A 24,358-nucleotide genomic window follows, 5' to 3' on the forward strand; every position below is an offset into this window, starting at 1 on the left:
CTAAACGTAGGGGCGAGGCATGCTTCGCCCGCCGGTCATTCACCCGGATGAATTATTCCGGGAACCACTGCTTATTAAGTTTCGCGATCGTGCCATTCGCTTTCAGCACCTCGATCGCCGCATTGAGCTTTGCCAGCAGCGCATCGTTGTCTTTCCGCACGGCGATACCAAGACCGGTGCCGAAATAGCTGCTGTCGGTAATATGCTCGCCGACCGGGGCCAGATTCGGGTTGGTTTTCAGCCAGGCACCCACCACTGCGCTGTCGCCTAAAATCCCATCGAGACGGTTATTTTTCAGGTCGAGAATCGCATTCTGGTAGCTGTCGTAGGAGACAGAGGTGACATCCGGGTATTTGTCCTGCAAATATTTCTGATGCGTAGTGCCATTCTCAATACCAATGCGCTTACCGTTAAACTGCGCCAGGCTGGTGAACTTGCCTTTAGGGGCGATCACAATGGCGGAGTTGGCATAGTACGGTTGGGTAAAGCTCACCTGCTTGCTGCGCTCCTCGGTAATATCCATACCGGAAATCACCGCATCATAGCGGCGGAACTTCAGTGCGGGCACCAGGCTGTCAAACGGGTTGTTGGTGAAGCTGCACTCGGCTTTCATCTCGGCACACAGCGCTTTTGCCAGGTCGATATCAAATCCCACGATCTGGTTGTCGCTATTGAGAGATTCAAATGGCGGGTAGGTTGCCGAAGAGGCCAAGCGGATCTTTTCTGCAGCCTGGGTTCCAAAGGCTACGCCGGCAAGCAGGGCTGCCAGAACGAGTTTTTTCATCTGTAAATTCCTTGCGATCTCAAAGTCCAACTCAGTATCAGCCCACCAGCAGGCGAGTCATTGAGTGATTAAGCTGCGGTGAAGGCGTTTTATTCGCCGATGCCAGCCGGAAAACACCGTGCTGGCCGTCGGCATTAGTTTCGGTGCTCAAAACGCAATGCCCGGCGCTCAATCAGCCGCATCAGCAGCGTCAGCAGGCCGTTAACACACAGGTAAACCACGCCGGCAGCGGCAAACACCGTGACATCATAGGTGCGCCCATACAGCAGCTGGCCGTGCCCCATCACTTCCATCAGCGTGATGGTGTAGGCCAGTGACGTGCTTTTAAATACCAGCACCACCTCATTGGAATAGGAGGAGAGGGCGCGTTTAAAGGCATAGGGCAGCAGAATGCGCAGCGTATCCTTGCGGTTCATCCCCAGCGCCGCGCAGGAGTGCCACTGTCCGGCAGGGATAGCCTTCACCGCGCCGTGAAACAGCAAGGTGGTATAGGCAGCACTGTTGAGCGACAGCGCCAGCAGCGCGCACAGCCACGGCTGGGAAAGCAGGTTCCATAGCCAGCCAATATTCTGGATGGCGGGGAACTGGCCCGGCCCGTAGTAAATCAGGAAGATCTGCACCAGCAGCGGGGTGCCGGTAAACAGCGTGATATAGCCGCGGGTAATCAGGCTGAGCACCGGCACCTTCAGCGCGAGGATCACGGTAAACGCCAGCGCCAGAACCAGCGCGAGGAGCAGTGAAGCCACAGTCAGCGTCAGGCTGGTGTGCAGCCCCTTTAACAGTTCGGGAAAATAGCTCAGCATCAGGAGTCTCCGCGCTCAAAACGGGTGGTGCGCAGTTCAATGCGTTTGAGCACCTGCTGGCTGAACAGGGTGATCAGCAGATAGATCGCCGCGGCAATCAGATACCAGGTGAATGGCTCCTGGGTGCGGGTGGCAATACTTTTGGTCTGCAGCATGATGTCGTTGACGCTGATCAGCGAGACCAGCGCGGTATCTTTTAGCAGCACCAGCCACTGATTGCCCAGCCCCGGCAGCGCATGACGCCACATCTGCGGCATCACCAGACGGAAGAAGATCGCTGAGGTTTTCATCCCCAGCGCCTGACCGGACTCCCACTGACCAACCGGCACCGCTTGCAGCGCGCCGCGCAGGGTTTGTGATGCGTAGGAGGAGTAGAGCACGGCCAGGGCAATCACCCCGCAGAGGAACGGGCTGACGTCGAAGTTTTCAATGTTGACCTGCACCGGGATCTGGGTAAATCCGAGGTTAATGTTGAATCCGTCAGACAGCGTCAGCAGCAGCTGCGACGCGCCGAAGTAGACAAACAGCACCACGAGGATTTCCGGCAGGCCGCGAAACAGCGTCACCAGCCCGGTGCCGAGCCACGCCAGCGGGCGCCAGCGTGCCGATTCCCAGACGGCAAACACCATCGCCAGCACCAGGCCGGCTAACAGGGAACAGAGGGCCAGGCCGACGGTCATCCCGGCGGCGCTGACAAGAGGATAAAGTTCGTTCATTAATTACTGCTGAAACCACTTGCTGTAGATAGTTTTGTAGGTGCCGTCGGCTTTCACCTTGTCCAGCGCGGCGTTGAACTTGCCCTGCAGTTCGCTGTTACCCTGGCGAACGGCAATGCCGAGGCCGGTGCCAAAGTAGGCTTTATCCGTCACTTTCTCGCCGATTGGGGCCAGCGTGGTGTTCTGCTTCAGCCATTCGTTCACCACCGCGGTGTCACCGAAGACAGCATCAATACGGCCATTTTTCAGGTCAAGAATAGCGTTCTGGTAGCTGTCGTAAGGGACAACGTTGACACCTGGCAGCTTCTCACCGAGATATTTTTGGTGCGTGGTGCCGTTCTGTACGCCAACGCGTTTGCCTTTCAGCGCCGCCACGTCAGCCACTTTGCCTTTCTGGGTGATAAACAGGGCAGAGTTGTCGTAATAAGCTTTAGTGAACAGCACCTGCTTTTCACGCTCAGGAGTAATATCCATACCGGCCATCACCGCGTCGAAGCGGCGGAACTTCAGGCTGGGGATCAGGCTGTCGAAGGCCTGGTTAGTAAAGGTGCAAGTCGCGCCCATTTCGCGGCACAGCGCGTTCGCCAGATCGACGTCGAAGCCCTGAATTTTGTTATCGGAGTCAACAAACTCAAACGGAGGGTAAGACGCTTCAGTGGCAAAACGAATGGTCTGAGCAGCGCTGGCGCTCAGGCTGAAACCGGCTAACAGTGCGGCAATTACAACTTTTTTCATCATTATTTCCTGCAGTTAGTGCGAAAGATAATTGGCAAACGCGTCGGTTTGCGGCTGTGTAAAGCGGCTGGCATCACCCTGTTCGACGATATAACCGTTTTCCATATACACCACGCGGCTGGCCGTTTTACGCGCCACTTCCACTTCGTGGGTCACGATCACCTGAGTGATGTTGGTCTGCGCCAGCTCGCGAATAATGCTGACGACCTGAGCGGTGATCTCCGGATCCAGTGCGGCGGTGGGTTCGTCAAACAGCAGCACGGCTGGCTCCATCATCAGCGCACGGGCGATCGCCACGCGCTGCTGCTGTCCACCGGAAAGGTGCAGCGGGAAACGGTCGGCAAAGTCTTTCAGACGCAGGCGATCGAGCAATTTCGCCGCCCGCTGATGGGCCAGCTCTTTGCTTAAACCGAGCACGCGGCACGGCGCTTCGATCAGGTTCTGGGTGACGGTCAGATGCGGCCAGAGATTATACTGCTGGAACACCATGCCAACGTTCTGACGCAGTTCGCGGATGGCGCTGTCGGACGGGGGCTTGCTGAAATCAAAGCGGCTACCGGCGATGTCGAGCGTACCGGAACGCGGCATCTCCAGCAGGTTTAAGACACGCAGGAGTGAGCTTTTCCCGGCACCGCTAGGCCCCAGCAGAACCAACGTCTCGCCCTGTGGGCACGTCAGCTGAATGTCAAATAGCGCCTGGTAGGCACCGTAGTAGCAGTTGATACCGTTTAGTTGAATACTCATGCGCAAAAACTGAATAGTAATTAGTGCCGCGAATCTTAACGTTGACAGCATAGTTATGCAATCATCGTGCGTTAAAATTTATTTTTGCGGGCAGGGTGATTAAAGAGTAGCACAACATCGCGTGATGTTACGGCTTTCGCCGCAATGCGCCACTGCGGTTATGCAAATGTGTGCGCGGGATCGTGCCGCCGGTTGGCGGCACGCATAATTTGCCTATTTTAGCAGCAGCTGGCTGAGCGAACCGCCAGCCAGATGCGGGGCTGCCCCAAGGTAGCGCACATCATCGACCGTCCAGCAGGTGCCTTCACGGACCATTAGCACCTCATCCTGCCATTCGCTGCTGCCACGCGATAAGTTGACGCGCAGCGGAATATTGCGCGCATCGGTGTTGGGGATGGTCGAGGCATCCGCCACGCTGGCCGCAGTTGCGCCGTCACGCTGGCTGGAGAACAGATCGCCGCTCAGCAGGCGCGCCTTCTGCGGTTCGCTGCGCTCTTTCAGCAAAGTCTGGTAGAGCTTATCGCTGAGATACGGCCGATATTTCGCCAGCTGTTGCGCATCGGGCACGCCCTGGGTGGGCTGTTGCAGGCGCATGTCGTAGAATTGCTGCGCCACGCTATCGGGGCCGCCGTCGACGCACGGCCCGATGCGGGTGCCGATATCCTTGTAGGCGGGCTCCACGCTGGTACAGGCGCTGAGTAACAGGGCCAGTGGAGCAATTGCAGCAAGTGCTTGGTATTTCATCCTGATTTCCTTATTGTTCTGCAAGAAAGGGTTTTTACCACTGAGTATAGCCGCTCTGCTTAACTGTACGGGCGCTGAGATCTATCAAGGAGAGAGTTATGCAATTTTCAACGACCCCAACGCTGGAAGGCCAGCCGATTACGGGTTACTGCGGTGTTGTGACGGGCGAGGCGATCCTCGGGGCGAATATCTTCCGCGATTTCTTCGCCGGCATTCGCGATATCGTCGGCGGCCGCTCCGGCGCCTATGAGAAAGAGCTGCGAAAAGCGCGACAGATAGCGTTTAAGGAGCTGGAAGAACAGGCGAAAGCGCTGGGCGCTGATGCCGTGGTCGGCATTGATATTGATTATGAAACCGTGGGCAAAGACAGCAGCATGCTGATGGTCAGCGTAACGGGTACCGCGGTCAAACTGAGCCGTTGATGAGCCCGATGTCGATTATACGCCCGCTGCTGGTGCTGCTGGCAGTGTGGCTCTACACCTCGATTACCCCGCAGGGACTGCATCCGCAGCAGGGTTACACAGTTGATACCCGCCAGGAGGCTTACGGCGCCCGCCCGCGCATTAAAGTGCTGGTGATCCACTATACCGCCGGGGATTTCTCTAACTCCCTCACTACGCTGACCGAGCGAGCCGTCAGCGCTCACTATCTGCTGCCCGCCACGCCGCCAAAATATGACGGTCAGCCGCTGGTGTGGCGTTTAGTGCCGGAGTCGATGCTCGCATGGCATGCCGGGATCAGCTACTGGCGCGGCGCCACGCGGCTGAATGATACCTCGATAGGCATTGAGCTGGAGAACCCCGGCTGGCAGCGCACCGCCAACGGCATCAGCTGGACGCCGTTCCCCGCCGGGCAGATGGCGGCGCTGCTGCCGCTGGCGCGTGACATCATCAAACGCTACGGTATTTGTGCGCAGGACGTGGTGGCGCACAGTGATATTGCGCCGCTGCGCAAGCAGGATCCCGGCCCGCTGTTTCCCTGGCAGTGGTTTGCTCAGCAGGGCGTGGGGGCCTGGCCAGATGCCGCGCGCGTGACCTATTTCCTTGCCGGAAGGGCGCCGGGGCAGCGGGTAGATAAAGCGAAGCTGTTGGGTCTGCTGGCCAGCTATGGCTACGAGGTGACTAAAGAGATGGCGCCGTACCAGCAGCAGGCGCTGATTGCGGCGTTTCAGATGCACTTCCGTCCGGCGGATTATCGCGGCGTGGCCGATGCGGAAACCGAGGCCATCGCCGCTGCGCTGGTGGAAAAATATGGGACAGAGTAAGCGCGGTTAGTGTGCGGCGAGGAATGCCTGCCACTCGCTGACCAGCGTCTGCAGGGCGGCGCGATCAACGTCGAGGTGCGTCACGAGGCGCGTGACCGCGCCGGCGCTCACCAGGATACCGCGTGCTTTCATCCACGGTCCCAGCTGCGCGACCTGCGCCTGCGGCAGGCGCAGGAACACCATGTTGGTATCCTGACGCGTGACGTCGACGCCAATTTCACGCAGCGCCCCGGCAAGCCAGGCGGCGTTGTCGTGATCCTCTTTTAAGCGCTCAACATGATGCTCCAGCGCGTACAGTCCGGCCGCTGCCAGAATTCCCGCCTGGCGCATGCCGCCGCCGGTCATTTTACGCCAGCGGCGCGCGCGCGCGATAAACTCATGACTCCCGCACAGCATTGCACCCACGGGGCAGCCCAGCCCTTTTGACAGGCAGAGGGTCAGCGTGTCGCAGTAGCGGGCGAGGGCCTCCAGCGGGACATCCAGCGCCACGGCGGCGTTAAAAATACGTGCGCCGTCAACATGCAGCGCCAGTTTATGTTCGCGGGTAAAATCCCATGCCTGCTGCAGATAGGCGAGCGGCAGCACTTTACCGTTGTGAGTGTTTTCCAGACTGAGCAGGCGGGTGATGGCGAAGTGCACATCATCAGGTTTGATAAACTGCGCCACGACATCCAGCGGCAGCGTACCGTCAGCCGCCGCCAGAATCGGCTGTGGCTGGATGCTACCCAAAACCGCTGCACCGCCCGCTTCGTATTTATAGTTGTGAGCCAGCTGGCCGACAATATACTCTTCGCCACGCTGGCAGTGGCACAGCAGCGCCACGAGATTGGCCTGTGTTGCGCTGGGGAGAAGCAGGGCGGCAGGCTTACCGCTCAGGCGTGCCACTTCAGCTTCCAGCTTATTGACGGTGGGATCATCGCCGTACACATCATCCCCGGTTTCAGCTGCCATCATGGCGGCCAGCATCGCCTGAGTGGGGCGGGTTACGGTATCACTACGTAAGTCGATCACGCTTGCTCTCCTGAAGTAAAAACGGACGCCGCAGCGTCCGTGAAAAGGCTTTAACTCTTTTACCGCAGCCAGTTGGTTTTTGCCAGATCAACCACCTCGTCGCCGCGACCGTTAATGATGGCGCGCAGCATATACAGGCTGAAGCCTTTAGCCTGCTCAAACTCAATCTGCGGCGGCATCGCCAGCTCCTCTTTGGCGGTCACCACATCAATCAGCGCCGGGCCATCGTGCGCCAGCGCCTGCTGGATCGCCTCATCCAGCTGCGAGGCCTGCTCAACGCGGATGCCTTTTACCCCGCAGGCATTGGCGATAGCGGCAAAGTTAGGATTCTCCAGTTCGGTACCGTCGGTGAGATAGCCGCCGGTTTTCATCTCCATCGCCACGAAGCCAAGCACGCTGTTGTTAAACACCACGATTTTGACCGGCAGTTTGAGCTGCGCTAACGAGAGGAAGTCGCCCATCAGCATGCTGAAGCCGCCATCGCCGCACATGGCAATCACCTGGCGCTGCTTATCAATGGCCTGTGCGCCAATCGCCTGCGGCATCGCATTGGCCATTGAACCGTGGCTGAAGGAGCCGAGCAGGCGACGCTTACCGTTCATTTTCAGATAGCGCGCCGCCCAAACGGTTGGCGTGCCGACATCGCAGGTGAAAATGGCATCTTCGCTGGCGTGCAGGCTGAGCTGCTGCGCCAGATACTGCGGATGGATCGGCTGCTTGTCATTGGCGGTCGCGAGGTCGTCCAGCTCTTTACGCGCTTTGGCATAGTGCTCCAGCGCCTTGTCCAGGAATCTGCGCTCTGACTTCACGCTCAGCTGCGGCAGCAGCGCGCTGAGGGTCGCTTTGATGTCGCCGACCAGCGCCATCTCCACGTGGCAGTGGCTGCCGATACTGCCCGGATTGATATCGATCTGAATAATCCTGGCTTTCGGCGGATAGAAGGCGCGATACGGGAACTGGCTGCCCAGCACCAGCAGCGTGTCGGCATTCATCATGGCATGATAGCCGGAGGAGAAGCCGATCAGTCCCGTCATGCCGACATCGTAGGGATTGTCGTACTCAATGTGCTCTTTACCGCGCAGGGCGTGAACCACCGGCGCTTTCAGCGTCTCCGCCAGCTTCACCACTTCGGCATGTGCGCCGGCGCAGCCGCTGCCGCACAGCAGTGTGATATCACCCGCCTGATTCAGCGCCTCCGCCAGCTTTGCCAGCTCGGCGGGGACCGGTTGCACCTGCGGCAGCTGCGGCGGATACCACTCGGATGATGCGCCTTCCGGGGCGGCACTCAGGGCGATGTCGCCGGGCAGCACCACCACTGAGACACCGCGATTGAGAATCGCTTTGCGCATCGCAATCGCCAGCACCTGCGGCAGCTGCTCCGGGTTTGAGACCAGCTCACAGTAGTGGCTGCATTCGCGGAACAGCTCCTGTGGATGCGTTTCCTGAAAATAGTTGCTGCCAATTTCGGCAGAAGGGATATGGGCGGCAATTGCCAGTACCGGAACATGGTTACGGTGGCAGTCGTAAAGGCCGTTGATCAGATGCAGGTTGCCCGGCCCGCAGGAACCCGCGCACACCGCCAGCTCCCCGCTAAGATGCGCCTCTGCACCCGCGGCGAAGGCGGCCACCTCCTCATGACGGGTCGGCATCCACTGGATAGTGCCCATTTTATTCAGGCTGTCACTCAGGCCGTTTAACGAGTCGCCGGTGACGCCCCAGATACGTTTCACGCCCGCGCTCTCAAGGGTTTTAGCCAGCAGTGCGGCAATAGTTTGCTTCATTAAATTCTCCCAGGTCAGAAATCCATTCGAATTGGCGAACAGTGCAAAGCATAGACGACTCTGCCAGACGGGGAGGATGATGTGATGCGTTAGCTCACTTGACCACCAGCAAGCCTGCTACCATCCTGATTAGAAACAACAGGAAAGCGCCCTATGATACTGCAACTGATTGAGATTAGCGGTTTTCGCGGTTTGAACCAGCTCTCACTACCGCTGGAGCAGGATAACGTGCTGATCGGGGAGAATGCCTGGGGGAAATCGAGCCTGCTGGATGCGCTGACCCTGCTGCTGGCACCCGGGGAACTCTACCAGTTTAGCCCCGCCGACTTTCACTGTTCGCCCGATGGCGCAGCAGCGCGCGCGCAGCAGATTGAGGTGCGCTTTACTTTTGCTGAGTATGAGGCCGGGCAGCATCAGGCGGCGCGCTATCAGCCGCTTAACGGGCTGTGGCAGCCCGCGCAGGGCGAGTTAAAACGGCTCTGCTACCGGGTTTGCGGCGAGCTGCAGCCAGAGAAGGCGGTGGTCACGCGCCATGAATTTGTTGATGCGAACGGCGCGGTCATCCCGGGGGATCAGAACGGCGCGGGTGCAGACGCTGACGCGGCTCCATCCGGTTTTGCGCCTGCGCGATGCGCGCTTTAACCGGCGGCTACATCTGGAAGTGGACGCCTCTGGCGACCCGTCGTCATTTAACCAGCTGGCCAGCCAGATTGAGACGCTGACGCGGGATTTACAGTCGCGGCCACAGAATCTCACCGATGGCGCACTGCGTCAGGGGCTGAGCACCATGCAGCAGCTGTTAGAGCACTACTTCTCGGTTCAGCTGCCTGCGGCCTCTTCCCAGAGCGGACGTGCTGCTCATCAGCAGGCATCGCGGCGGGGCTGGCGCTATCTCGACAACATTAATCAGCTGATTGCGGATGCCGACAGCCGCAGCCGTCGCCTGATCCTGCTGCGGATGTTTGCCCTGCTGGTACAGGCGCGCGGCGCGCATCATCTTGACCCGCAGGCCAGGCCGCTGCTGCTGATTGAGGATCCTGAAACGCGCCTGCACCCGATTATGCTGGCGGTGGCCTGGGGACTGTTATCGCTGCTGCCGCTGCAAAAAATGGCCACCACCAACTCTGGCGAACTGCTCTCAATGGTACCGGTCGAGCAGGTCTGCCGCCTGGTGCGCGAGCCGCAGCGGGTCAAAGCCTGGCGCGTGGGGCCGCAGGGCATGAGCGCCGAAGAGAGCCGCCGCATTGCGTTCCACATCCGCTTTAACCGCCCCTCGGCGCTGTTTGCCCGCTGCTGGCTGTTGGTCGAGGGGGAGACGGAGGTGTGGGTGATGAACGAGCTGGCGCGCCAGTGCGGCTATCACTTTGCCGCGGAAGGGGTGAAAGTGATTGAGTTCGCGCAATCCGGGCTGCGCCCGCTGCTGAAGTTTGCGCGCCGGATGGGCATTGAGTGGCATGTACTGACCGACGGCGACGAAGCGGGCAAGAAATATTCTGCTACCGCCCGCAGCCAGCTGGAAGGGGACAGCCAGGCAGAACAGCAGCACCTGACGCAGTTACCCGCACTGGATATGGAGCATTTCCTGTACAGGCAGGGATTCGCAGAGGTATATCATCGTACGGCACGGCTGCCGCCCAATGCGCCGATGAACCTGCGGCGCGTCATCGCCAAAGCGATTCAGCACTCTTCCAAACCGGATTTAGCCATCGCGGTGGCGATGGATGCCGCACAGCGTGGCACGCAATCCGTTCCGCTGCTGTTACGCAACATGTTCGCCCAGGTACAGTGGCTGGCACGCGGCAAAGCGGATTAACCCGGTGGGCTTGAAAACGGGTTAACGCAACCCATATCTGTTGAAGGTCAGCGAGAAACAGAAAAATGCCAGCATCAGTGGCTGGCATTTTATCGTAGGGTTGTACAGAATGATTGTGAAGGGTCAGGCGCTAATTGCCATGGCCTCTTCCACAGGGACGATGAGGCTCGCATGATTGCCTTTTGGCCCCTCATGCACATCGAACTGGACTTGTTGCCCGGCTTTTAGCGTTCTGTATCCGTCCATCTTAATGGTCGAGTAGTGGGCGAAGATATCTTCGCCACCGCCCACCGGACAGATGAAACCGAAGCCTTTGGCGTTATTGAACCATTTAACAGTACCCGTCTCCATGCTTCTACATCCCTCGCAAGACATTCTAATTGAGTGGAGGTGTTCAGGCTTATTGACCTGACGGCTGATTAAAAGATATTCAGCCTGTTGCTGTACTGTAGAGAAATGGTATCAAGGGTCAAGCAAACGGACGGTTATCGCAGGGACAAAATCATCAAAATTTGAAGCAGTTAACGCTATTGCAAATTTTGTGATGAAGGTCGCGAAAGACCAGTTCTGTAGACAATTTCCACCGCGCCGCTCAACATTTTCTTCATGTTATTCCTAACCTGAATGATGTTAGTCTGGCGTAATCAGGTAACGTTGATCACACTGGGTATGTATGGGAAAGACTAACGACTGGCTTAACTTTGAACAGCTTGCTGATGACAAAGTGCGTGAAGAGCTCAAGCCACCATCGATGTATAAAGTTATTCTGAACAATGACGATTATACGCCTATGGAATTTGTTATTGACGTGCTGCAAAAGTTCTTTTCTTATGATGTTGAACGTGCAACGCAACTGATGCTTACGGTTCACTACCAGGGAAAGGCGATTTGTGGTGTTTTCACTGCCGAAGTGGCAGAGACCAAAGTCGCTCACGTGAACAAATATGCCAGGGAAAATGAGCATCCGTTGCTTTGTACGCTGGAAAAAGCCTGAATAAGGCGATCTATTGGGGGAGGTGCCTATGCTCAATCAAGAACTGGAACTCAGTTTAAATATGGCTTTCGCCAGAGCGCGTGAGCACCGACATGAGTTTATGACCGTCGAGCATTTGTTACTGGCTCTGCTCAGTAACCCGTCGGCCAGAGAGGCACTGGAAGCCTGTACGGTGGATATCGTGGCATTACGCCAGGAGCTTGAAGCCTTCATTGAACAAACCACCCCGGTCCTGCCGGTTAGTGAAGAAGAGCGCGACACACAGCCGACGCTCAGTTTCCAGCGCGTACTGCAGCGTGCAGTATTCCATGTCCAGTCTTCCGGCCGTAGTGAAGTGGCTGGGGCAAACGTCCTCGTGGCTATATTTAGCGAGCAGGAATCACAGGCAGCCTATCTGCTGCGCAAGCATGAAGTCAGCCGCCTTGATGTGGTGAACTTTATCTCTCACGGCACGCGCAAAGATGAGCCAGGCCCGGCATCTGGCGCGGAAAATCCGGTTAACGAAGAGCAAGCAGGCGGGGAGGATCGTATGGAAAACTTCACCACCAACCTTAACCAGCTTGCCCGTGTTGGCGGTATCGATCCGCTGATCGGCCGCGATAAAGAGCTGGAGCGTGCTGTCCAGGTGCTGTGCCGTCGCCGCAAGAATAACCCGCTGCTGGTGGGGGAGTCGGGCGTCGGTAAAACCGCGATTGCTGAGGGTCTCGCCTGGCGTATTGTGCAGGGCGACGTGCCGGAAGTGATGAAAGAGTGCACCATCTACTCGCTGGATATTGGCTCACTGCTGGCCGGGACTAAATATCGCGGTGACTTCGAGAAGCGTTTTAAAGCGCTGCTGAAACAGCTGGAGCAGGATAACAACAGCATTCTGTTTATCGATGAGATCCATACCATCATCGGTGCGGGTGCGGCCTCCGGCGGCCAGGTCGATGCGGCTAACCTGATCAAACCGCTGCTGTCGAGCGGCAAGATCCGCGTGATGGGCTCAACCACCTATCAGGAATTCAGCAATATCTTCGAAAAAGATCGTGCGCTGGCACGCCGCTTCCAGAAGATCGATATTACTGAACCTTCGATTGATGAAACGGTGCAGATCCTCACCGGATTGAAGCCGAAGTACGAAGCGCACCACGACGTGCGTTATACCGCGAAAGCGGTGCGTGCAGCGGTGGAGCTGGCGGTGAAATACATCAACGATCGTCATCTGCCGGACAAGGCGATCGACGTCATTGATGAAGCGGGGGCGCGTGCGCGCCTGATGCCAGTCAGCAAGCGCAAGAAAACGGTGAACGTGTCGGACATCGAAACGGTGGTGGCGCGTATTGCGCGTATTCCGGAGAAGAGCGTATCGGCTTCCGATCGCGACTCCCTGAAAACGCTGGGCGATCGCCTGAAAATGCTGGTGTTCGGCCAGGACAACGCCATTGAGGTGCTGACCGAAGCCATTAAGATGAGCCGTGCGGGGCTGGGCCAGGATCGTAAACCGGTCGGTTCCTTCCTGTTTGCTGGCCCTACCGGCGTCGGTAAAACCGAGGTGACCGTACAGCTGGCGAAAGCGCTGGGCATTGAGCTGCTGCGTTTTGATATGTCCGAGTATATGGAGCGCCACACCGTCAGTCGCCTGATTGGTGCGCCTCCGGGCTATGTTGGTTTTGACCAGGGCGGCCTGTTAACCGATGCGGTAATTAAACATCCGCACGCGGTGGTGCTGTTGGACGAAATCGAGAAGGCTCACCCGGACGTGTTCAACCTGCTGCTGCAGGTGATGGATAACGGGATGCTGACCGATAACAACGGCCGCAAAGCGGACTTCCGCAATGTGGTGGTGGTGATGACCACCAACGCCGGGGTAAGGGAAACGGAACGTAAATCTATCGGCCTGATCCAGCAGGACAACAGCACCGATGCGATGGAAGAGATCAAAAAGATCTTTACCCCAGAGTTCCGTAACCGTCTGGATAATATTATCTGGTTTAAGCATCTCGACCAGGCCGTTATTCATCAGGTGGTCGACAAGTTTATTGTCGAACTGCAGGCTCAGCTGGATGCCAAAGGCGTCTCGCTGGAAGTCAGTGATGATGCGCGTGACTGGCTGGCAGAGAAAGGTTACGACAAAGCGATGGGTGCGCGCCCGATGGCGCGTACCGTGCAGGAGAGCCTGAAGAAACCGCTGGCTAATGAACTGCTGTTTGGTTCGCTGGTTGACGGCGGCTCGGTATCAGTGGCGCTGGATAAAGACAAAAACCAGCTGACCTACCACTTCCTCAGCGCCGAGAAGCGTAAAGCGGAAGGCACCGTTCACTAACCGCTAACCGCGATGTGAATAAAAAAGCCTGATGAATATCATCAGGCTTTTTTTTATCTATCGACAGCTGGGTTGCAGCCGCAGTAACGACGGCCAGAGTGCGGCCCAGTCGCCGCCGTGCGTCATTCCCGCCACGCTGACAATACGTACGCAGGGGCTGTGGCTGGCCTGCGCGTAACCCTGCGTCACGCTTGCAGGGACTACCCGATCGTCGCTGCCGGAGAAGTGGATCTGCGGCAGCCGCGCCAGGGCAGGCGCCACCTCTTTGGCATTCAGCGAGCCCGGCATTGCGCTGGCCTGATGCAGCCGGTTCACTTCCTCACTGTCCAGATTGCCCGCCACGGTGCGCAGTGACTGGATATCCTGGCGTTTTGCCGCCACCAGCGCGGCCACCGCACCGCCGCCGGAATACCCGGTCAGCACCACCGGCTGACCGGGCGTCTGGCGTACCAGCTGGCTGACGGCATCGTTCATTGCGTCAATTACGGCGGGCGCAAAGCGCAGATCGGTCCACCAGCGGGTGTCACAGCCTGGGCTGCGCGTCATGGCAATGAACTGGCAGGGGCGGGCGAGGTAGATCACATTGGCAGCGCGATCTGCGGCAGCAAGCCGCAGCGCGACAGGGTTAAAAGGGGTCGGGTCATGGGAAGGCTGGCTGGGCGTGACCCAGGCAAAGCCATCGCCCTCAACGTAGAGATGCAGCGGCTGGCGCGGATCGCTTATTCGCCCCCACCAGCGGAGAATAAAGGGCGCGGCGTGAATTTCGCCGCGCTGGAATCCCGCCGACTGCGCAATGGCATCGGCGGTTTCAGTACGATTGGCTGGGGCACAGCCGCCGCAAAGCAGGCTGCACCCCAGTAATCCTGCGCTTAAAAACGTCAGTCTCATCGGCAGATCAGAACAGCTTACGCACTTGCAGGCTGATGGTTTGCCCCTCAAAGTGCGGAGCGGCCTGCAGGTCATAGCGCGCTTCCAGGCTCAAGTCATCAGCATGGGCCAGCGTGGCACCAATACTGGCTTCGGCACTGTCTTTAGCAGGGCTGGCGCCCGCAGTGGTGAAGCGCGTTTCGCCAATGCTGTCTGCACTGAAGCCGGAGGAGGTTTTCATCGGGCTGCGGTCATACTGATGCGTCCACATCAGCTGTACAAACGGCGACAGCGCTCCGGCACCGGTTGACCAGCTGTGCGCCAGCTTGCTGCCGAGGCTGCTCTCGATCGACTGGCTGTGCGCGCTGTCGACGGATAGTGCACTACCGCCATCGCTGCTCTCCTGGTAGCTGCCCTGATGCAGATAGCTGTAGCTCATGCTGGCCAGCGGGGTGAGCACGGTGGCATCGCCCAGCGCCAGCGGATAGCCAAACTCACCTTTCACTGCGGCCTGCTGACCGTGAAAATGGCTACTGGCGCTGTCGTTAAAGCCGCTAAAGTCAACGGCGCGCTGGCTTTCGTAGGACTGGCGGGTCAGGCTGGTGCTGAGGTTGACAAACCACGGTTCGCCGGTATAGCTGGCGTAAGCGATACCGCCCCAGGCGTCGACATCGCTGCTGTTGCCCTTCAGGTTATCAGCGCCTTTAACCGAGGTACGGCTGTAGCTCAGCGCCACGCCCGCGCGCCAGTTGCCGGGCAGCTGGCGGTCAAGACCCAGCACCAGGCCGCCGTAGTGGGCGCGATAGCCGCTGACGTTATCCGTCATGCCCTGGCGAGCACTGCCGTAGAACGGTTTGCCCCAGGCCGCCCAGTCGAGGCTGTCATCACCGGTGGCGATACCGCGAGCGCTGCCGCTTTGCGCGGTGCGCAGACCGTCCAGATGGCTGCCGACCACGCCCAGCGCATCCATGGATGCGGAGGCGGTTGCGGCGGAAGCCATGCTGTTCTGTGCCGGAGCCAGCTGTTCGCCAATACGGTTAGCCTCAGCCTGCGTGGTAATGGTTTTGGAGGCGTTAAACAGGTCGAGCAGGCCAGCAGAAAAGCCGCTGTAGCTGGAGAGCCCGTTGATCGAGGCAATCGCATTACCGGTGGTGGGCAGCGGTTTGGCCGCTACCGGAGCGGTTGGCGTGGTCGGCGTCACCGGGATTACCGGAATGACTGGCGTTACCGGAGTGACCGGGGTGACAGGCTCTGTCGGCGTGGTCGGAGGTGAAACCGGCACCGTTGGCGTGGTCGGGGTGACTGGCGGTGCTGGCGTCACTGGCGTTGGTGGTGTTGGTGGCGTCACTGGTGGTGTGGGGGCGGGGTCATCGAGATAGAGCGCCAGATCGCTGCTGCTACCGTTATCGACCACTTTCGCCGTGACCACGCCGTTATAGTTATCCACCACGTAGTGCAGGGCGCTGGCATTGTAGGTCGCGCTGCCTGCGCTGATTGCCAGATAGCGCTGGCCGCTGGCAAAGCCATAGCTGCTGCCGGTGCTGCTTAAACGGATGGTCGAGCCGGAATCAATCAGCGCGTTGCCGCTGACGGTCAGGCGGCCATAGCCGATATCCAGCGCGCTGCCCTGGGCAAACGTGGCGTCAGAAACCCCGAGATTAAGGATGGCATCTTGGGTCTGATGGTAGTTGCCGCTAATGGTGAGTGGCTGGGTGACCAGCACATCAGCACTGTTGGTAAGGGTGTGGCTGCCCCCCAGGTCTACATTATCATTCAGCAGCAGCATTCCCCCGCCAAAGCTGACATCGGCGCCGGTGGCGACAATCTGGCCAGTCGGGTTACCCATCATCGGACCGATAAAGAAATGGTTTGCGCCGGTCAGCTGCCCCCGGCGGTCACTGCCGCCGTTAATCACCAGTTCATTGCTGGAGGTGTGGACAATATTGCCGGCAATGGTGCCGCTGTTATTGATAGTGCCGATGGCACCATTAAGACTGTTAGTGATTGCGTTGTTAGTGAATGCATTCAAACCGGGATTGAAGGAGCCGATATAACCGTCGTTGTTCAGCGTGGTTATCTGACCCCGGTTGAAAATCGCCGTTTGGCCGCCGGAAATTATTCCGTTTTCAGTGATGTTCAGCGAACTGATAGTGCCGAAATTGGCGATGCCGATGCCGCTAAATTGTGAGCCTGTAAAGTTGTCACTGTTGATAACACCGTTGTTTATCAGGGTGCCGATGCTGCTATCGTTTTCAATCGCAATGCCCGTAGTGGAAGTGATAGAGCCGGAGTTCTTCAATGAAGCGAGAGAGCCGCTGTTGTACAGGGCGATCTGATTCTGATTATAAATAGTCCCCTGATTCTCGATCAGAGTGGTTATCTGAGCGTTTTGCACAGCGAACTGCTCACTGCCGGTACTCACCACGCCATCGGGCGTGATGGTTAACGTATCGGTCGATACCAGATAAGGGGCCGCGAAAGAGGAATCGTTAATCACATCGGTGGGTACAGGCGTTGCATGAGCCAGGGTGACGCACTGCGCCGCCGCCAGGGCAATCACCAGCGGTTTGAGCGGGAAAGCGTGAAGCGTTGTTTTCATTATTTTGCCACCATCAGAGTTATCAGGGCTGATTCATTCAGCTATTTTTAAGAATATTCTGATTTATCGGCACGGCATGAAGGCACTTTAGCGGGGCTGGAAAATATATCTGGCGCATAAAAAAACCGGACTGAGAGCAGTCCGGTTTGGATTATCAGTGCGGCAAGCGTTAACGCGGCAGCACGGCAGAATGGGGCAAATTAGCGACTACGGAAGACAATGCGGCCTTTGCTCAGGTCGTACGGGGTCAGCTCTACAGTGACTTTGTCGCCCGTCAGGATGCGGATATAGTTTTTGCGCATTTTACCGGAGATATGAGCGGTAACCACGTGACCGTTTTCCAATTCAACGCGGAACATGGTGTTAGGTAACGTATCGAGTACGGTACCCTGCATTTCAATATTGTCTTCTTTGGCCATCGAATCCTCTAGGTGGACTACCTTAGTTTTGAACCGGCAAGATAATGCCGAATTTCACGTATTAAGTAAAGAATTGTGGATGAATTCACCCACATCAACCCCTCTAAAGCGCACACCTGGCGCAGACGGGTTACGTTTAAATCTGGAGTAAATGGCGTCAGCGTGGGGGAACAGCGGGCTAAGAATCTGTTTAAATATGCTTTTGTCGCACGATTAAAACAGTTCTGACAAGGTGCGTTGAGATTCCCAGCCTGGTATTCCGCATCACCATCTTGTACCGGTGAAAGGCGGACGACATACCAAACGCGCATATTATATCACTGTTCTCATCGCCATGCCTGGAAAACATCGGGAGATTGCATTAAAAAAGCCGCTGCGGTTGCCAGCAGTCGGTGATAAGTGGCTGATGTGCCAAGGAATAGACGTACTGCAGATAGCTGGCGCGCGCGATCTCCTCCGCGCCGAGTGAGGCGGTATGAGGGTTAAGCACCTGACAGTCTATCAGCTTACCGCCCTGGCGATGGAACCACTCGCTAAACACCAGCAGCGCCGTTTTGGAGGCATTCTCCCGCCGGCTGAACATCGACTCGCCGCAAAAAATTTGCCCGAGCGCCAGGCCGTACATGCCGCCCACCAGTTCGTCGCCGAGCCACACTTCAATCGACTGCGCATGCCCGAGTTCGAACAGCTTGAGCCAGGCGCGCTTCACTTCAAAGGTGATCCAGGTACCTTCCTCACGATCGCTGGCGCAGCCTTCGATCACCTGCTGAAAGTCCTGATTGATCGTTACCCGGTAGGGCGACCTGCTGTGAAAGCGCTTCATACTGCGGCTGAGGTGAAAGGCTTCGGGTAACAGCACGGCGCGCGGATCGGGTGACCACCACAGGATCGGATCGCCGGGTGAAAACCACGGGAAAATCCCCTTGTGGTAGGCATTGAGCAGACGAGCCGGGCTCAGGTCGCCGCCCATTGCCAGCAGGCCATTAGGTTCCCGCAGCGCCATTTCTGGCGGCGGGAAGTTTAACGATTCGCGTGAAAGCTGTATCAGGCGCATCCGCAGATTCTCAACAGGGCAGAGCTAATGACTATAGCGCAAAGCGCTGCAGAAAAGTCCAGTAGCGACCCTGTTTTGCGACTAATTCGGCATGATTACCCTGTTCGATGATTTCGCCGCTGTCCATAACGCAAATCCGGTCAAAATGTGCCAGGCCGCGCAGGCGGTGGGTGACCATAATAAGCGTTTTGTTTTGCGCCACCTGGCGCAGCAGCGCGAGGATCTGCCGTTCGGTTTCCGCATCCAGCCCTTCGGTCGGCTCATCCAGCAGCATCAGATCGCCGCCGTGCAGCAGCGCACGCGCCAGCCCCAGGCGGCGCAGTTCACCACCGGACAGCTGGCGGCCGCCTTCACCGAGCCAGGCGTTCAGACCCTGGCTGTTTTCCAGCAGTTTCTCCAGCCCGACCTGCTGCAGCGCGGCGCTCAGCTGTTCATCGCTTGCGTCGGGCGCGGCCAGCAGCAGGTTATCGCGCAGCGTGCTGCTGAACAGATGCACGCGCTGGGTGACGACGCTGGTGCGCGCACGCAGGTCGGCTTCGCTGTACTGGTCAAGCGGCTGGCCGCTGAGCTGAATCGTCCCGCGTTGAGGATCCCAGGCGCGCGTCAGCAGCTGAAGCAGCGTCGACTTGCCGCATCCGGTGCGCCCCAGCAGCGCAATGTGTTCGCCTGCTGCGATGTCCAGAGAGAGATCCCTGATCGCCAGCGGGGCGTTGTCTGCGTAGCCGAAGCTGATGTTGCTCAGCGTGAGCGCAGCCTGTCCCGAGGCCTGCGTCGTAGCCTGGCGGAAGGTGACCGCCGGGCGCTGTTCGATTATCTGCGTTACGCGCTGCGCGGAGGCAATCACATGGCCAAGATGCTGAAAAGCGGTGCCCACCGGACCGAGTGCTTCGAACGCGGAGAGTGCACAGAAGACAAACAGCGCAATATACGCACCCGGATACGGGTCGCCACCAATGCCTGCGGCACTCAGCCACAGCATCAGCGTGACGGCAATTCCGCCCATCAGCATCACCAGCCCCTGTGACAGCCCTGTCAGGCTGGCCTGGCGATGCTGTGCGCTCAGCCAGGCCTGTTCCGTGGCATCCATCGCGTCACGAAAGCGCTGTGCCGCACCATACAGGCTCAGCTCTGCCTGGCCCTGGAGCCAGCGCATCAGGCCGCTACGATACTCGCCGCGCAGGCGGGTAAGATCGGCGCCGACGGGCAGCCCGGCACGGTAAAACAGCGGTGGCAGTGCGACCAGCGTCAGCAGCATCAGGCCGCCGAGCGTCAGGGCCAGATAAGTATCAAGGAAGCTCAGGCCAAAAGTGACCACGACAATCACCACCAGCGCCCCGACCAGCGGTGAAATCACCCGCAGGTAGAGGTGATCGAGCGTGTCGACATCCGCCACCAGTCGGTTAAGCAGCTCTCCCTGGCGGAAGCGGGCAATGCCGGCAGGGGAGAGCGGCAACAGCTTACTGAAGGTAAACACCCGCAGATGCTGCAGCACGCGGAAGGTGCCGTCATGGCTCACCAGGCGCTCAAGATAACGCGCGACGGTGCGGCTGATGGCGGCACCGCGTACTCCGGCGGCGGGCAGCATATAGTTAAAGCTGTAAATCCCTGCGACACCGGCCAGTGAGGTAGCGGCGAGGAACCAGCCGGACAGCGTAATCAGGCCGATGCTGGCCAGCAGCGTCACCACCGCCAGCAGCATGCCGAACAGCAGGCGCAGAATGTGGCGACGATACAGTTTTAAAAACGGCAGCAGGGTTTTCATTCAAGCGATCCTCCGCGCTGAGCCAGCAGGTCAGCAAATGCGCCGGGCTGATTCGCCAGCGTCTGCCAACGGCCCTGTTGGACAATTTTACCGTCGCGCATCAGCCAGATTTCATCCCACTGTGACAGGCGGTCGAGCTGATGGGTGATTAACAGCGTGCTTTGCGCATGCGAAGCCGCCAGCAGCGCGTGATTGACGTGCTGCTCGCTGTGTGCATCAAGGCTGGCATCAGGTTCATCCAGCAGCAGCAGCTGGCAGGGCTTCATCAACGCGCGGGCAACGGCAACGCGCTGCGCCTGGCCAACCGACAGGCTGGCAGCCTGATCGCCGGTTTCACTGTCCAGCCCGGCAGGCAGGCGCGGCAGAAACTCATTGATCCCGGCAAGTTCCAGCACCTGCTGTAAACGGGCTTCATCGTGGTTGCCGCTTAGCAGAATATTCTGCCGCAGCGTGCTGGCGGGAAGGTGCGGGTTTTGCCCCACCCACGCCAGCTGCTGCTGCCAGTGGGGCAGGGCAATATCGCGTAATTCGACGCCGTTAACCTGTAACGATCCCTGATAGGGCAGATAGCCGAGCAGCACGTTCATCAGCGAGGTTTTCCCGGCGCCGCTTTGCCCGACCAGCGCCACGCGCTGCCCTGGCTGCAGGGTGAAGCTAAGTGGGCCGGCGAGCTGACTGCCGTCAGCGGTGACGATCGTCAGATCGGTCGCGACCAGGCTTAAGCCATGGTGTAATTCAGGCGTGAGTTCACCACGCTGGAGCGCCGCGCCTTCACTCTCTTCAATAAAGGTTTGTAGTGCATCGGCGGCACCCACAGCCTGCGCCTTGGCATGATAGAACGCCCCCAGATCGCGCAGCGGCTGGTAAAACTCAGGCGCCAGGATCAGCACCAGGAATCCGGCAAACATCGTCACCGCACCGCTGTAGTGGCCGAAGTCGAACACGCCAAGATAGGAGAAACCGAAATAGACAGCGATCAGAGCAATTGAGATAGAGGCAAAGAACTCCAGCACCGCCGAGGAGAGGAAGGCCATGCGCAGCACTTCCATGGTGCGCTGGCGGAATTGCTCGGAAGCCTCGGCAATATTTGCCGTTTCAGCCTCGGCACGGTGAAACAGGCGCAGCGTTTCCAGCCCGCGCAGGCGGTCAAGAAACTGCCCGCTCAGGCGCGCCAGTGCCTGGAAGTTGCGGCGGTTGGCATCTGCGGCGCCCATACCGACCATCGCCATAAACAGCGGGATCAGCGGCGCGGTGGCGAGCAGGATCAGCGAAGCCGCCCAGTTAACCGGGAATAGTAGGATAAGCACCAGCAGCGGGATAATCCCCGCCAGCATCATCTGCGGCAGATAGCGCGCGTAGTAATCCTGCATCTCTTCGATCTGCTCCAGCAGCAGGGTCGCCCAGCTGCCGGCAGGTTTGCCCTGAACCCAGGCGGGGCCGAGATCGGAGAGGCGGTTAAGCACCTGCTGGCGCAGCACCTGGCGGATCGCCTGACCCGTTTTGAAGCCGACCTTTTCCCGCAGCCACGCCAGCCAGGCGCGCGCCACAAAGCAGGCCAGCAGCAGAATAAAATGCAGCAGTTGCGTATCGCGCGGTTGATGATCAACCAGCAGCGCCTGCAGCAGCGAGGCGAGGAACCAGGCCTGCGCGAGGATCAGGAGCGCACTTAACGTGCCCAGCATGTAGGAGAGACGCAGCCAGCGATGGCCGTGGACACTCTGACTTTTCAACCAGCGGGTGAGTTGTTGTTGCCGTGTTTTATTCATCTGTTGCCGTGTTGCCCTGACGTAAACAGTAGTGAGGCAAAGCCCCAGGAAGATCGGTGTCAAGCGCGGCAATGTTACAATGGGGAGGGTGAAAAGGCGACAATTGCTCGTCGCCTTGGGCAAGATTAGCTCAGGGTTTTAACAACTTACTGATTATTTTTAACCAAACCGTCAAGATAACGCTCGGCATCCAGCGCGGCCATACAGCCGGTACCGGCGGAAGTAATCGCCTGACGATAGATATGGTCCATGACATCTCCGGCGGCAAACACGCCCGGGATGCTGGTCTGAGTTGCGTTGCCATGGATGCCGGACTGCACCTTGATGTAGCCGTTTTCCAACTCCAGCTGACCGTTAAAGATTGCAGTGTTCGGGCTGTGGCCGATCGCGACAAACAGTCCGGCAACGTCCAGTGTCTTAGTCTGGTCATCTTTGGTCGAACGCAAGCGCAGGGAGCTGACGCCCATCTGGTCGCCCAGCACTTCGTCCAGAGTATGATCGGTATGCAGCACGATATTGCCGTTTCTGACCTTCTCATTCAGGCGGTCGATGAGGATTTTTTCTGCACGGAAGCTGTCGCGACGGTGAATCAGGTGCACCTCAGCCGCGATATTCGCCAGATAGAGCGCTTCTTCCACTGCGGTATTACCGCCGCCAATCACAGCGACTTTCTGATTGCGATAAAAGAAACCATCACAGGTTGCACAGGCGGAGACGCCGCGGCCTTTAAACGCCTCTTCTGACGGCAGGCCGAGGTAGCGAGCCGAGGCACCGGTAGCGATGATCAGGGCATCCGCCGTGTACTCACCTTCGTCGCCGGTCAGACGGAAAGGGCGGTTCTGCAGGTCGACGCTGTGGATATGGTCGAAGATGATCTCGGTATTGAATTTCACCGCGTGCTCATGCATACGCTCCATCAGCAGGGGGCCGGTCAGTTCGTTAGCATCACCCGGCCAGTTTTCCACGTCGGTGGTGGTGGTCAGCTGGCCGCCTTTTTCCAGCCCGGTGATCAGCACCGGGTTGAGGTTGGCGCGTGCAGCATACACCGCTGCGGTGTAGCCCGCCGGGCCGGAACCCAGAATCAGTAATTTACTGTGTTTCGCCGTACTCATGAGACCCTCATTATTTAACTGGCAAACAGATGCAGCGATTGTAGGGAATTTGCCGGGGCAAAAAAAGCGTTCTGCAATTTTGTTAACAATTAATGAAAAAGGTTTAACCAATCGTGGGCCAGGCAAACGACTGCGCTGTCTGCAAAACAGACTATATGGCCCGGACTATGCCATTTTAAGTCAAAAATAGTCATTGAAAAACAGAGAGACAGCCACTGCTATGGCATGTTGTACTGATTTTATTTGTTTTGCTTTGACAATCGGCTGAGCTTTTGCGAAAACATTATGAGAAGCAGAGGGAATTCGGCCCGGTCTTCCAGGATTTCATCCCGGATTTTCTATTTATGGCCGGATAAACTCAGCCTGTTATGTGCAATGACTCATGGTGTGGACAGACAACATGCGTCAGGTAGATAAAGCGATTAATCCCGCAACAGGCTCACTGTCTTCACTTAGATCAACCCTGTTACATTAATGGCGTTCAGGGTATGGCAGGTAGGGAAGGATTTTAAGAGAGACAATAATAATGGTAGACAATAAAAAACGACCTGGTAAAGACCTCGACAGAATCGACCGCAATATCCTGAATGAGCTGCAGAAGGACGGTCGTATTTCTAACGTCGAGCTTTCCAAACGCGTAGGGTTATCCCCAACGCCATGTCTGGAGCGCGTGCGCCGCCTGGAGCGTCAGGGCTTCATTCTCGGTTATACCGCACAGTTAAACCCGCACTACCTGGATGCTTCTCTGCTGGTATTCGTTGAGATTACTCTGAATCGTGGTGCGCCGGATGTGTTTGAGCAATTTAACGCCGCCGTGCAAAAACTTGAGGAAACTCAAGAGTGTCACCTGGTTTCCGGTGATTTCGACTACCTGTTGAAAACCCGCGTGCCAGACATGTCTGCATATCGTAAACTGCTCGGCGAAACCTTGCTGCGTCTGCCGGGCGTGAACGATACCCGTACCTATGTGGTCATGGAAGAAGTGAAACAAAGTAACCGGTTAGTGATTAAAACGCGGTAACACAGGGCAGGTGCAAAACCTGGTAGTTTTCGGTACACTCCTGTGAATTCATACAGGTTCAGCG

Annotated in this window: 21 protein-coding genes and 1 pseudogene; 6 read left to right on the forward strand and 16 right to left on the reverse strand. The window is 57.9% G+C overall.

The features are described from left to right. Nucleotides 1-52: 52 nt before the first annotated feature. The 6 genes from ACLI4M_RS17115 to ACLI4M_RS17140 all read right to left on the reverse strand — a co-directional run bounded on the left by ACLI4M_RS17115 (nt 53) and on the right by ACLI4M_RS17140 (nt 4,526). Nucleotides 53-784 (reverse strand): arginine ABC transporter substrate-binding protein, encoded by a 732-nt coding sequence (locus ACLI4M_RS17115; protein ID WP_133624084.1) that lies wholly within the window; start codon nt 782-784, stop codon nt 53-55. A 134-nt stretch (nt 785-918) separates the two neighbouring features. Then, entirely contained in the window at nt 919-1,587 is a 669-nt protein-coding gene (artM, locus tag ACLI4M_RS17120) for an arginine ABC transporter permease ArtM (protein WP_133624083.1), read from the reverse strand. After that, a complete protein-coding gene (gene artQ, locus ACLI4M_RS17125) occupies nt 1,587-2,303 on the reverse strand; it encodes an arginine ABC transporter permease ArtQ (RefSeq protein WP_133624082.1) in 717 nt (238 codons plus the stop codon). Before artQ ends, artM begins: the two co-directional genes overlap by 1 nt. A 3-nt stretch (nt 2,304-2,306) precedes the next feature. Further along, nucleotides 2,307-3,038: an arginine ABC transporter substrate-binding protein gene (gene artJ / locus ACLI4M_RS17130; RefSeq protein ID WP_048916563.1), complete on the reverse strand. Its 732-nt coding sequence runs from the start codon at nt 3,036-3,038 to the stop codon at nt 2,307-2,309. 15 nt (nt 3,039-3,053) lie between these two features. Next, a complete protein-coding gene (gene artP / locus ACLI4M_RS17135) occupies nt 3,054-3,782 on the reverse strand; it encodes an arginine ABC transporter ATP-binding protein ArtP (protein WP_099754071.1) in 729 nt (242 codons plus the stop codon). A 213-nt stretch (nt 3,783-3,995) separates the two neighbouring features. Beyond that, on the reverse strand, nt 3,996-4,526 hold the full coding sequence (locus tag ACLI4M_RS17140; RefSeq protein ID WP_133624081.1) for a lipoprotein: 531 nt from the start codon (nt 4,524-4,526) through the stop codon (nt 3,996-3,998). Between the two features lie 98 nt (nt 4,527-4,624). Here ACLI4M_RS17140 and ACLI4M_RS17145 point away from each other — a divergent pair, with 98 nt between their 5' ends. Next, nucleotides 4,625-4,948 (forward strand): heavy metal-binding domain-containing protein, encoded by a 324-nt coding sequence (locus ACLI4M_RS17145; RefSeq protein ID WP_048916560.1) that lies wholly within the window; start codon nt 4,625-4,627, stop codon nt 4,946-4,948. Continuing rightward, the gene (locus tag ACLI4M_RS17150) at nt 4,948-5,790 is read left to right on the forward strand and encodes an N-acetylmuramoyl-L-alanine amidase (RefSeq protein WP_133624080.1); all 843 of its coding nucleotides are present in this window, start codon (nt 4,948-4,950) and stop codon (nt 5,788-5,790) included. Before ACLI4M_RS17145 ends, ACLI4M_RS17150 begins: the two co-directional genes overlap by 1 nt. A gap of 6 nt (nt 5,791-5,796) precedes the next feature. Here ACLI4M_RS17150 and ltaE read toward each other — a convergent pair whose 3' ends face one another. Beyond that, complete coding sequence (gene ltaE, locus ACLI4M_RS17155; protein ID WP_062818332.1) at nt 5,797-6,801, reverse strand: low-specificity L-threonine aldolase; 1,005 nt, start codon at nt 6,799-6,801, stop codon at nt 5,797-5,799. A 59-nt stretch (nt 6,802-6,860) separates the two neighbouring features. Beyond that, nucleotides 6,861-8,582, reverse strand: coding sequence for a ubiquinone-dependent pyruvate dehydrogenase (gene poxB / locus ACLI4M_RS17160; RefSeq protein ID WP_048916557.1), 1,722 nt, complete (start codon nt 8,580-8,582; stop codon nt 6,861-6,863). A 153-nt stretch (nt 8,583-8,735) separates the two neighbouring features. Between poxB and ACLI4M_RS17165 the strand changes: the two are divergent. Further along, a pseudogene (locus ACLI4M_RS17165) lies at nt 8,736-10,395 on the forward strand (DUF2813 domain-containing protein). Between the two features lie 123 nt (nt 10,396-10,518). On the opposite strand, the gene cspD reads toward ACLI4M_RS17165, so the two are convergent. Beyond that, the gene (cspD, locus tag ACLI4M_RS17170; protein ID WP_048916555.1) at nt 10,519-10,746 is read right to left on the reverse strand and encodes a cold shock-like protein CspD; all 228 of its coding nucleotides are present in this window, start codon (nt 10,744-10,746) and stop codon (nt 10,519-10,521) included. Nucleotides 10,747-11,068: 322 nt separating this feature from the next. On the opposite strand from cspD, the gene clpS reads away from it, so the two are divergent. Both clpS and clpA read left to right on the forward strand, forming a co-directional pair. Further along, a complete protein-coding gene (gene clpS, locus ACLI4M_RS17175) occupies nt 11,069-11,389 on the forward strand; it encodes an ATP-dependent Clp protease adapter ClpS (RefSeq protein WP_133624078.1) in 321 nt (106 codons plus the stop codon). Nucleotides 11,390-11,417: 28 nt separating this feature from the next. Further along, nucleotides 11,418-13,694 (forward strand): ATP-dependent Clp protease ATP-binding subunit ClpA, encoded by a 2,277-nt coding sequence (gene clpA, locus ACLI4M_RS17180; protein WP_133624077.1) that lies wholly within the window; start codon nt 11,418-11,420, stop codon nt 13,692-13,694. Nucleotides 13,695-13,751: 57 nt separating this feature from the next. Here the strand turns inward: clpA and ACLI4M_RS17185 are convergent, their stop codons facing one another. From ACLI4M_RS17185 to trxB, 7 genes are all read right to left on the reverse strand, one after another. Further along, nucleotides 13,752-14,582, reverse strand: a complete 831-nt coding sequence (locus ACLI4M_RS17185; RefSeq protein ID WP_133624076.1) for an alpha/beta hydrolase — start codon at nt 14,580-14,582, stop codon at nt 13,752-13,754. Nucleotides 14,583-14,589: 7 nt separating this feature from the next. Continuing rightward, complete coding sequence (locus ACLI4M_RS17190) at nt 14,590-17,160, reverse strand: autotransporter domain-containing protein (protein WP_133624075.1); 2,571 nt, start codon at nt 17,158-17,160, stop codon at nt 14,590-14,592. Between the two features lie 200 nt (nt 17,161-17,360). Continuing rightward, nucleotides 17,361-17,579 carry a translation initiation factor IF-1 gene (gene infA / locus ACLI4M_RS17195; RefSeq protein WP_002211347.1) on the reverse strand — a complete coding sequence of 73 codons (219 nt, stop codon included), beginning with the start codon at nt 17,577-17,579 and terminating at the stop codon, nt 17,361-17,363. Between the two features lie 361 nt (nt 17,580-17,940). Continuing rightward, the gene (gene aat / locus ACLI4M_RS17200) at nt 17,941-18,633 is read right to left on the reverse strand and encodes a leucyl/phenylalanyl-tRNA--protein transferase (protein WP_133624074.1); all 693 of its coding nucleotides are present in this window, start codon (nt 18,631-18,633) and stop codon (nt 17,941-17,943) included. Between the two features lie 31 nt (nt 18,634-18,664). Then, nucleotides 18,665-20,395 (reverse strand): heme ABC transporter ATP-binding protein/permease CydC, encoded by a 1,731-nt coding sequence (cydC, locus tag ACLI4M_RS17205; RefSeq protein ID WP_133624073.1) that lies wholly within the window; start codon nt 20,393-20,395, stop codon nt 18,665-18,667. Then, complete coding sequence (gene cydD / locus ACLI4M_RS17210) at nt 20,392-22,161, reverse strand: heme ABC transporter permease/ATP-binding protein CydD (RefSeq protein WP_133624072.1); 1,770 nt, start codon at nt 22,159-22,161, stop codon at nt 20,392-20,394. The genes cydC and cydD overlap by 4 nt, the downstream gene beginning before the upstream one ends. 146 nt (nt 22,162-22,307) lie before the next feature. Next, a complete protein-coding gene (gene trxB, locus ACLI4M_RS17215; protein ID WP_048916547.1) occupies nt 22,308-23,273 on the reverse strand; it encodes a thioredoxin-disulfide reductase in 966 nt (321 codons plus the stop codon). A 526-nt stretch (nt 23,274-23,799) separates the two neighbouring features. Between trxB and lrp the strand changes: the two genes are divergently transcribed. Then, complete coding sequence (gene lrp, locus ACLI4M_RS17220; RefSeq protein ID WP_006118610.1) at nt 23,800-24,294, forward strand: leucine-responsive transcriptional regulator Lrp; 495 nt, start codon at nt 23,800-23,802, stop codon at nt 24,292-24,294. Nucleotides 24,295-24,358 lie beyond the last annotated feature (64 nt).

Source organism: Erwinia sp. LJJL01 (genome assembly GCF_047300805.2).
In the GTDB taxonomy this organism is placed as follows: domain Bacteria; phylum Pseudomonadota; class Gammaproteobacteria; order Enterobacterales; family Enterobacteriaceae; genus Erwinia; species Erwinia aphidicola.

Excerpts from the sequence above, each read along its gene's own strand:
- cydD (WP_133624072.1), bottom strand. The coding sequence starts at position 22,161 with ATGAATAAAACACGGCAACAACAACTCACCCGCTGGTTGAAAAGTCAG.
- poxB (WP_048916557.1), bottom strand. The coding sequence starts at position 8,582 with ATGAAGCAAACTATTGCCGCACTGCTGGCTAAAACCCTTGAGAGCGCG.
- lrp (WP_006118610.1), top strand. The coding sequence starts at position 23,800 with ATGGTAGACAATAAAAAACGACCTGGTAAAGACCTCGACAGAATCGAC.
- cydC (WP_133624073.1), bottom strand. The coding sequence starts at position 20,395 with ATGAAAACCCTGCTGCCGTTTTTAAAACTGTATCGTCGCCACATTCTG.
- ACLI4M_RS17140 (WP_133624081.1), bottom strand. The coding sequence starts at position 4,526 with ATGAAATACCAAGCACTTGCTGCAATTGCTCCACTGGCCCTGTTACTC.
- trxB (WP_048916547.1), bottom strand. The coding sequence starts at position 23,273 with ATGAGTACGGCGAAACACAGTAAATTACTGATTCTGGGTTCCGGCCCG.
- clpA (WP_133624077.1), top strand. The coding sequence starts at position 11,418 with ATGCTCAATCAAGAACTGGAACTCAGTTTAAATATGGCTTTCGCCAGA.
- infA (WP_002211347.1), bottom strand. The coding sequence starts at position 17,579 with ATGGCCAAAGAAGACAATATTGAAATGCAGGGTACCGTACTCGATACG.
- artJ (WP_048916563.1), bottom strand. The coding sequence starts at position 3,038 with ATGAAAAAAGTTGTAATTGCCGCACTGTTAGCCGGTTTCAGCCTGAGC.
- clpS (WP_133624078.1), top strand. The coding sequence starts at position 11,069 with ATGGGAAAGACTAACGACTGGCTTAACTTTGAACAGCTTGCTGATGAC.
- artP (WP_099754071.1), bottom strand. The coding sequence starts at position 3,782 with ATGAGTATTCAACTAAACGGTATCAACTGCTACTACGGTGCCTACCAG.
- artM (WP_133624083.1), bottom strand. The coding sequence starts at position 1,587 with ATGCTGAGCTATTTTCCCGAACTGTTAAAGGGGCTGCACACCAGCCTG.
- artQ (WP_133624082.1), bottom strand. The coding sequence starts at position 2,303 with ATGAACGAACTTTATCCTCTTGTCAGCGCCGCCGGGATGACCGTCGGC.
- aat (WP_133624074.1), bottom strand. The coding sequence starts at position 18,633 with ATGCGCCTGATACAGCTTTCACGCGAATCGTTAAACTTCCCGCCGCCA.
- ACLI4M_RS17190 (WP_133624075.1), bottom strand. The coding sequence starts at position 17,160 with ATGAAAACAACGCTTCACGCTTTCCCGCTCAAACCGCTGGTGATTGCC.
- ACLI4M_RS17145 (WP_048916560.1), top strand. The coding sequence starts at position 4,625 with ATGCAATTTTCAACGACCCCAACGCTGGAAGGCCAGCCGATTACGGGT.
- ACLI4M_RS17115 (WP_133624084.1), bottom strand. The coding sequence starts at position 784 with ATGAAAAAACTCGTTCTGGCAGCCCTGCTTGCCGGCGTAGCCTTTGGA.
- ACLI4M_RS17185 (WP_133624076.1), bottom strand. The coding sequence starts at position 14,582 with ATGAGACTGACGTTTTTAAGCGCAGGATTACTGGGGTGCAGCCTGCTT.
- ACLI4M_RS17150 (WP_133624080.1), top strand. The coding sequence starts at position 4,948 with ATGAGCCCGATGTCGATTATACGCCCGCTGCTGGTGCTGCTGGCAGTG.
- cspD (WP_048916555.1), bottom strand. The coding sequence starts at position 10,746 with ATGGAGACGGGTACTGTTAAATGGTTCAATAACGCCAAAGGCTTCGGT.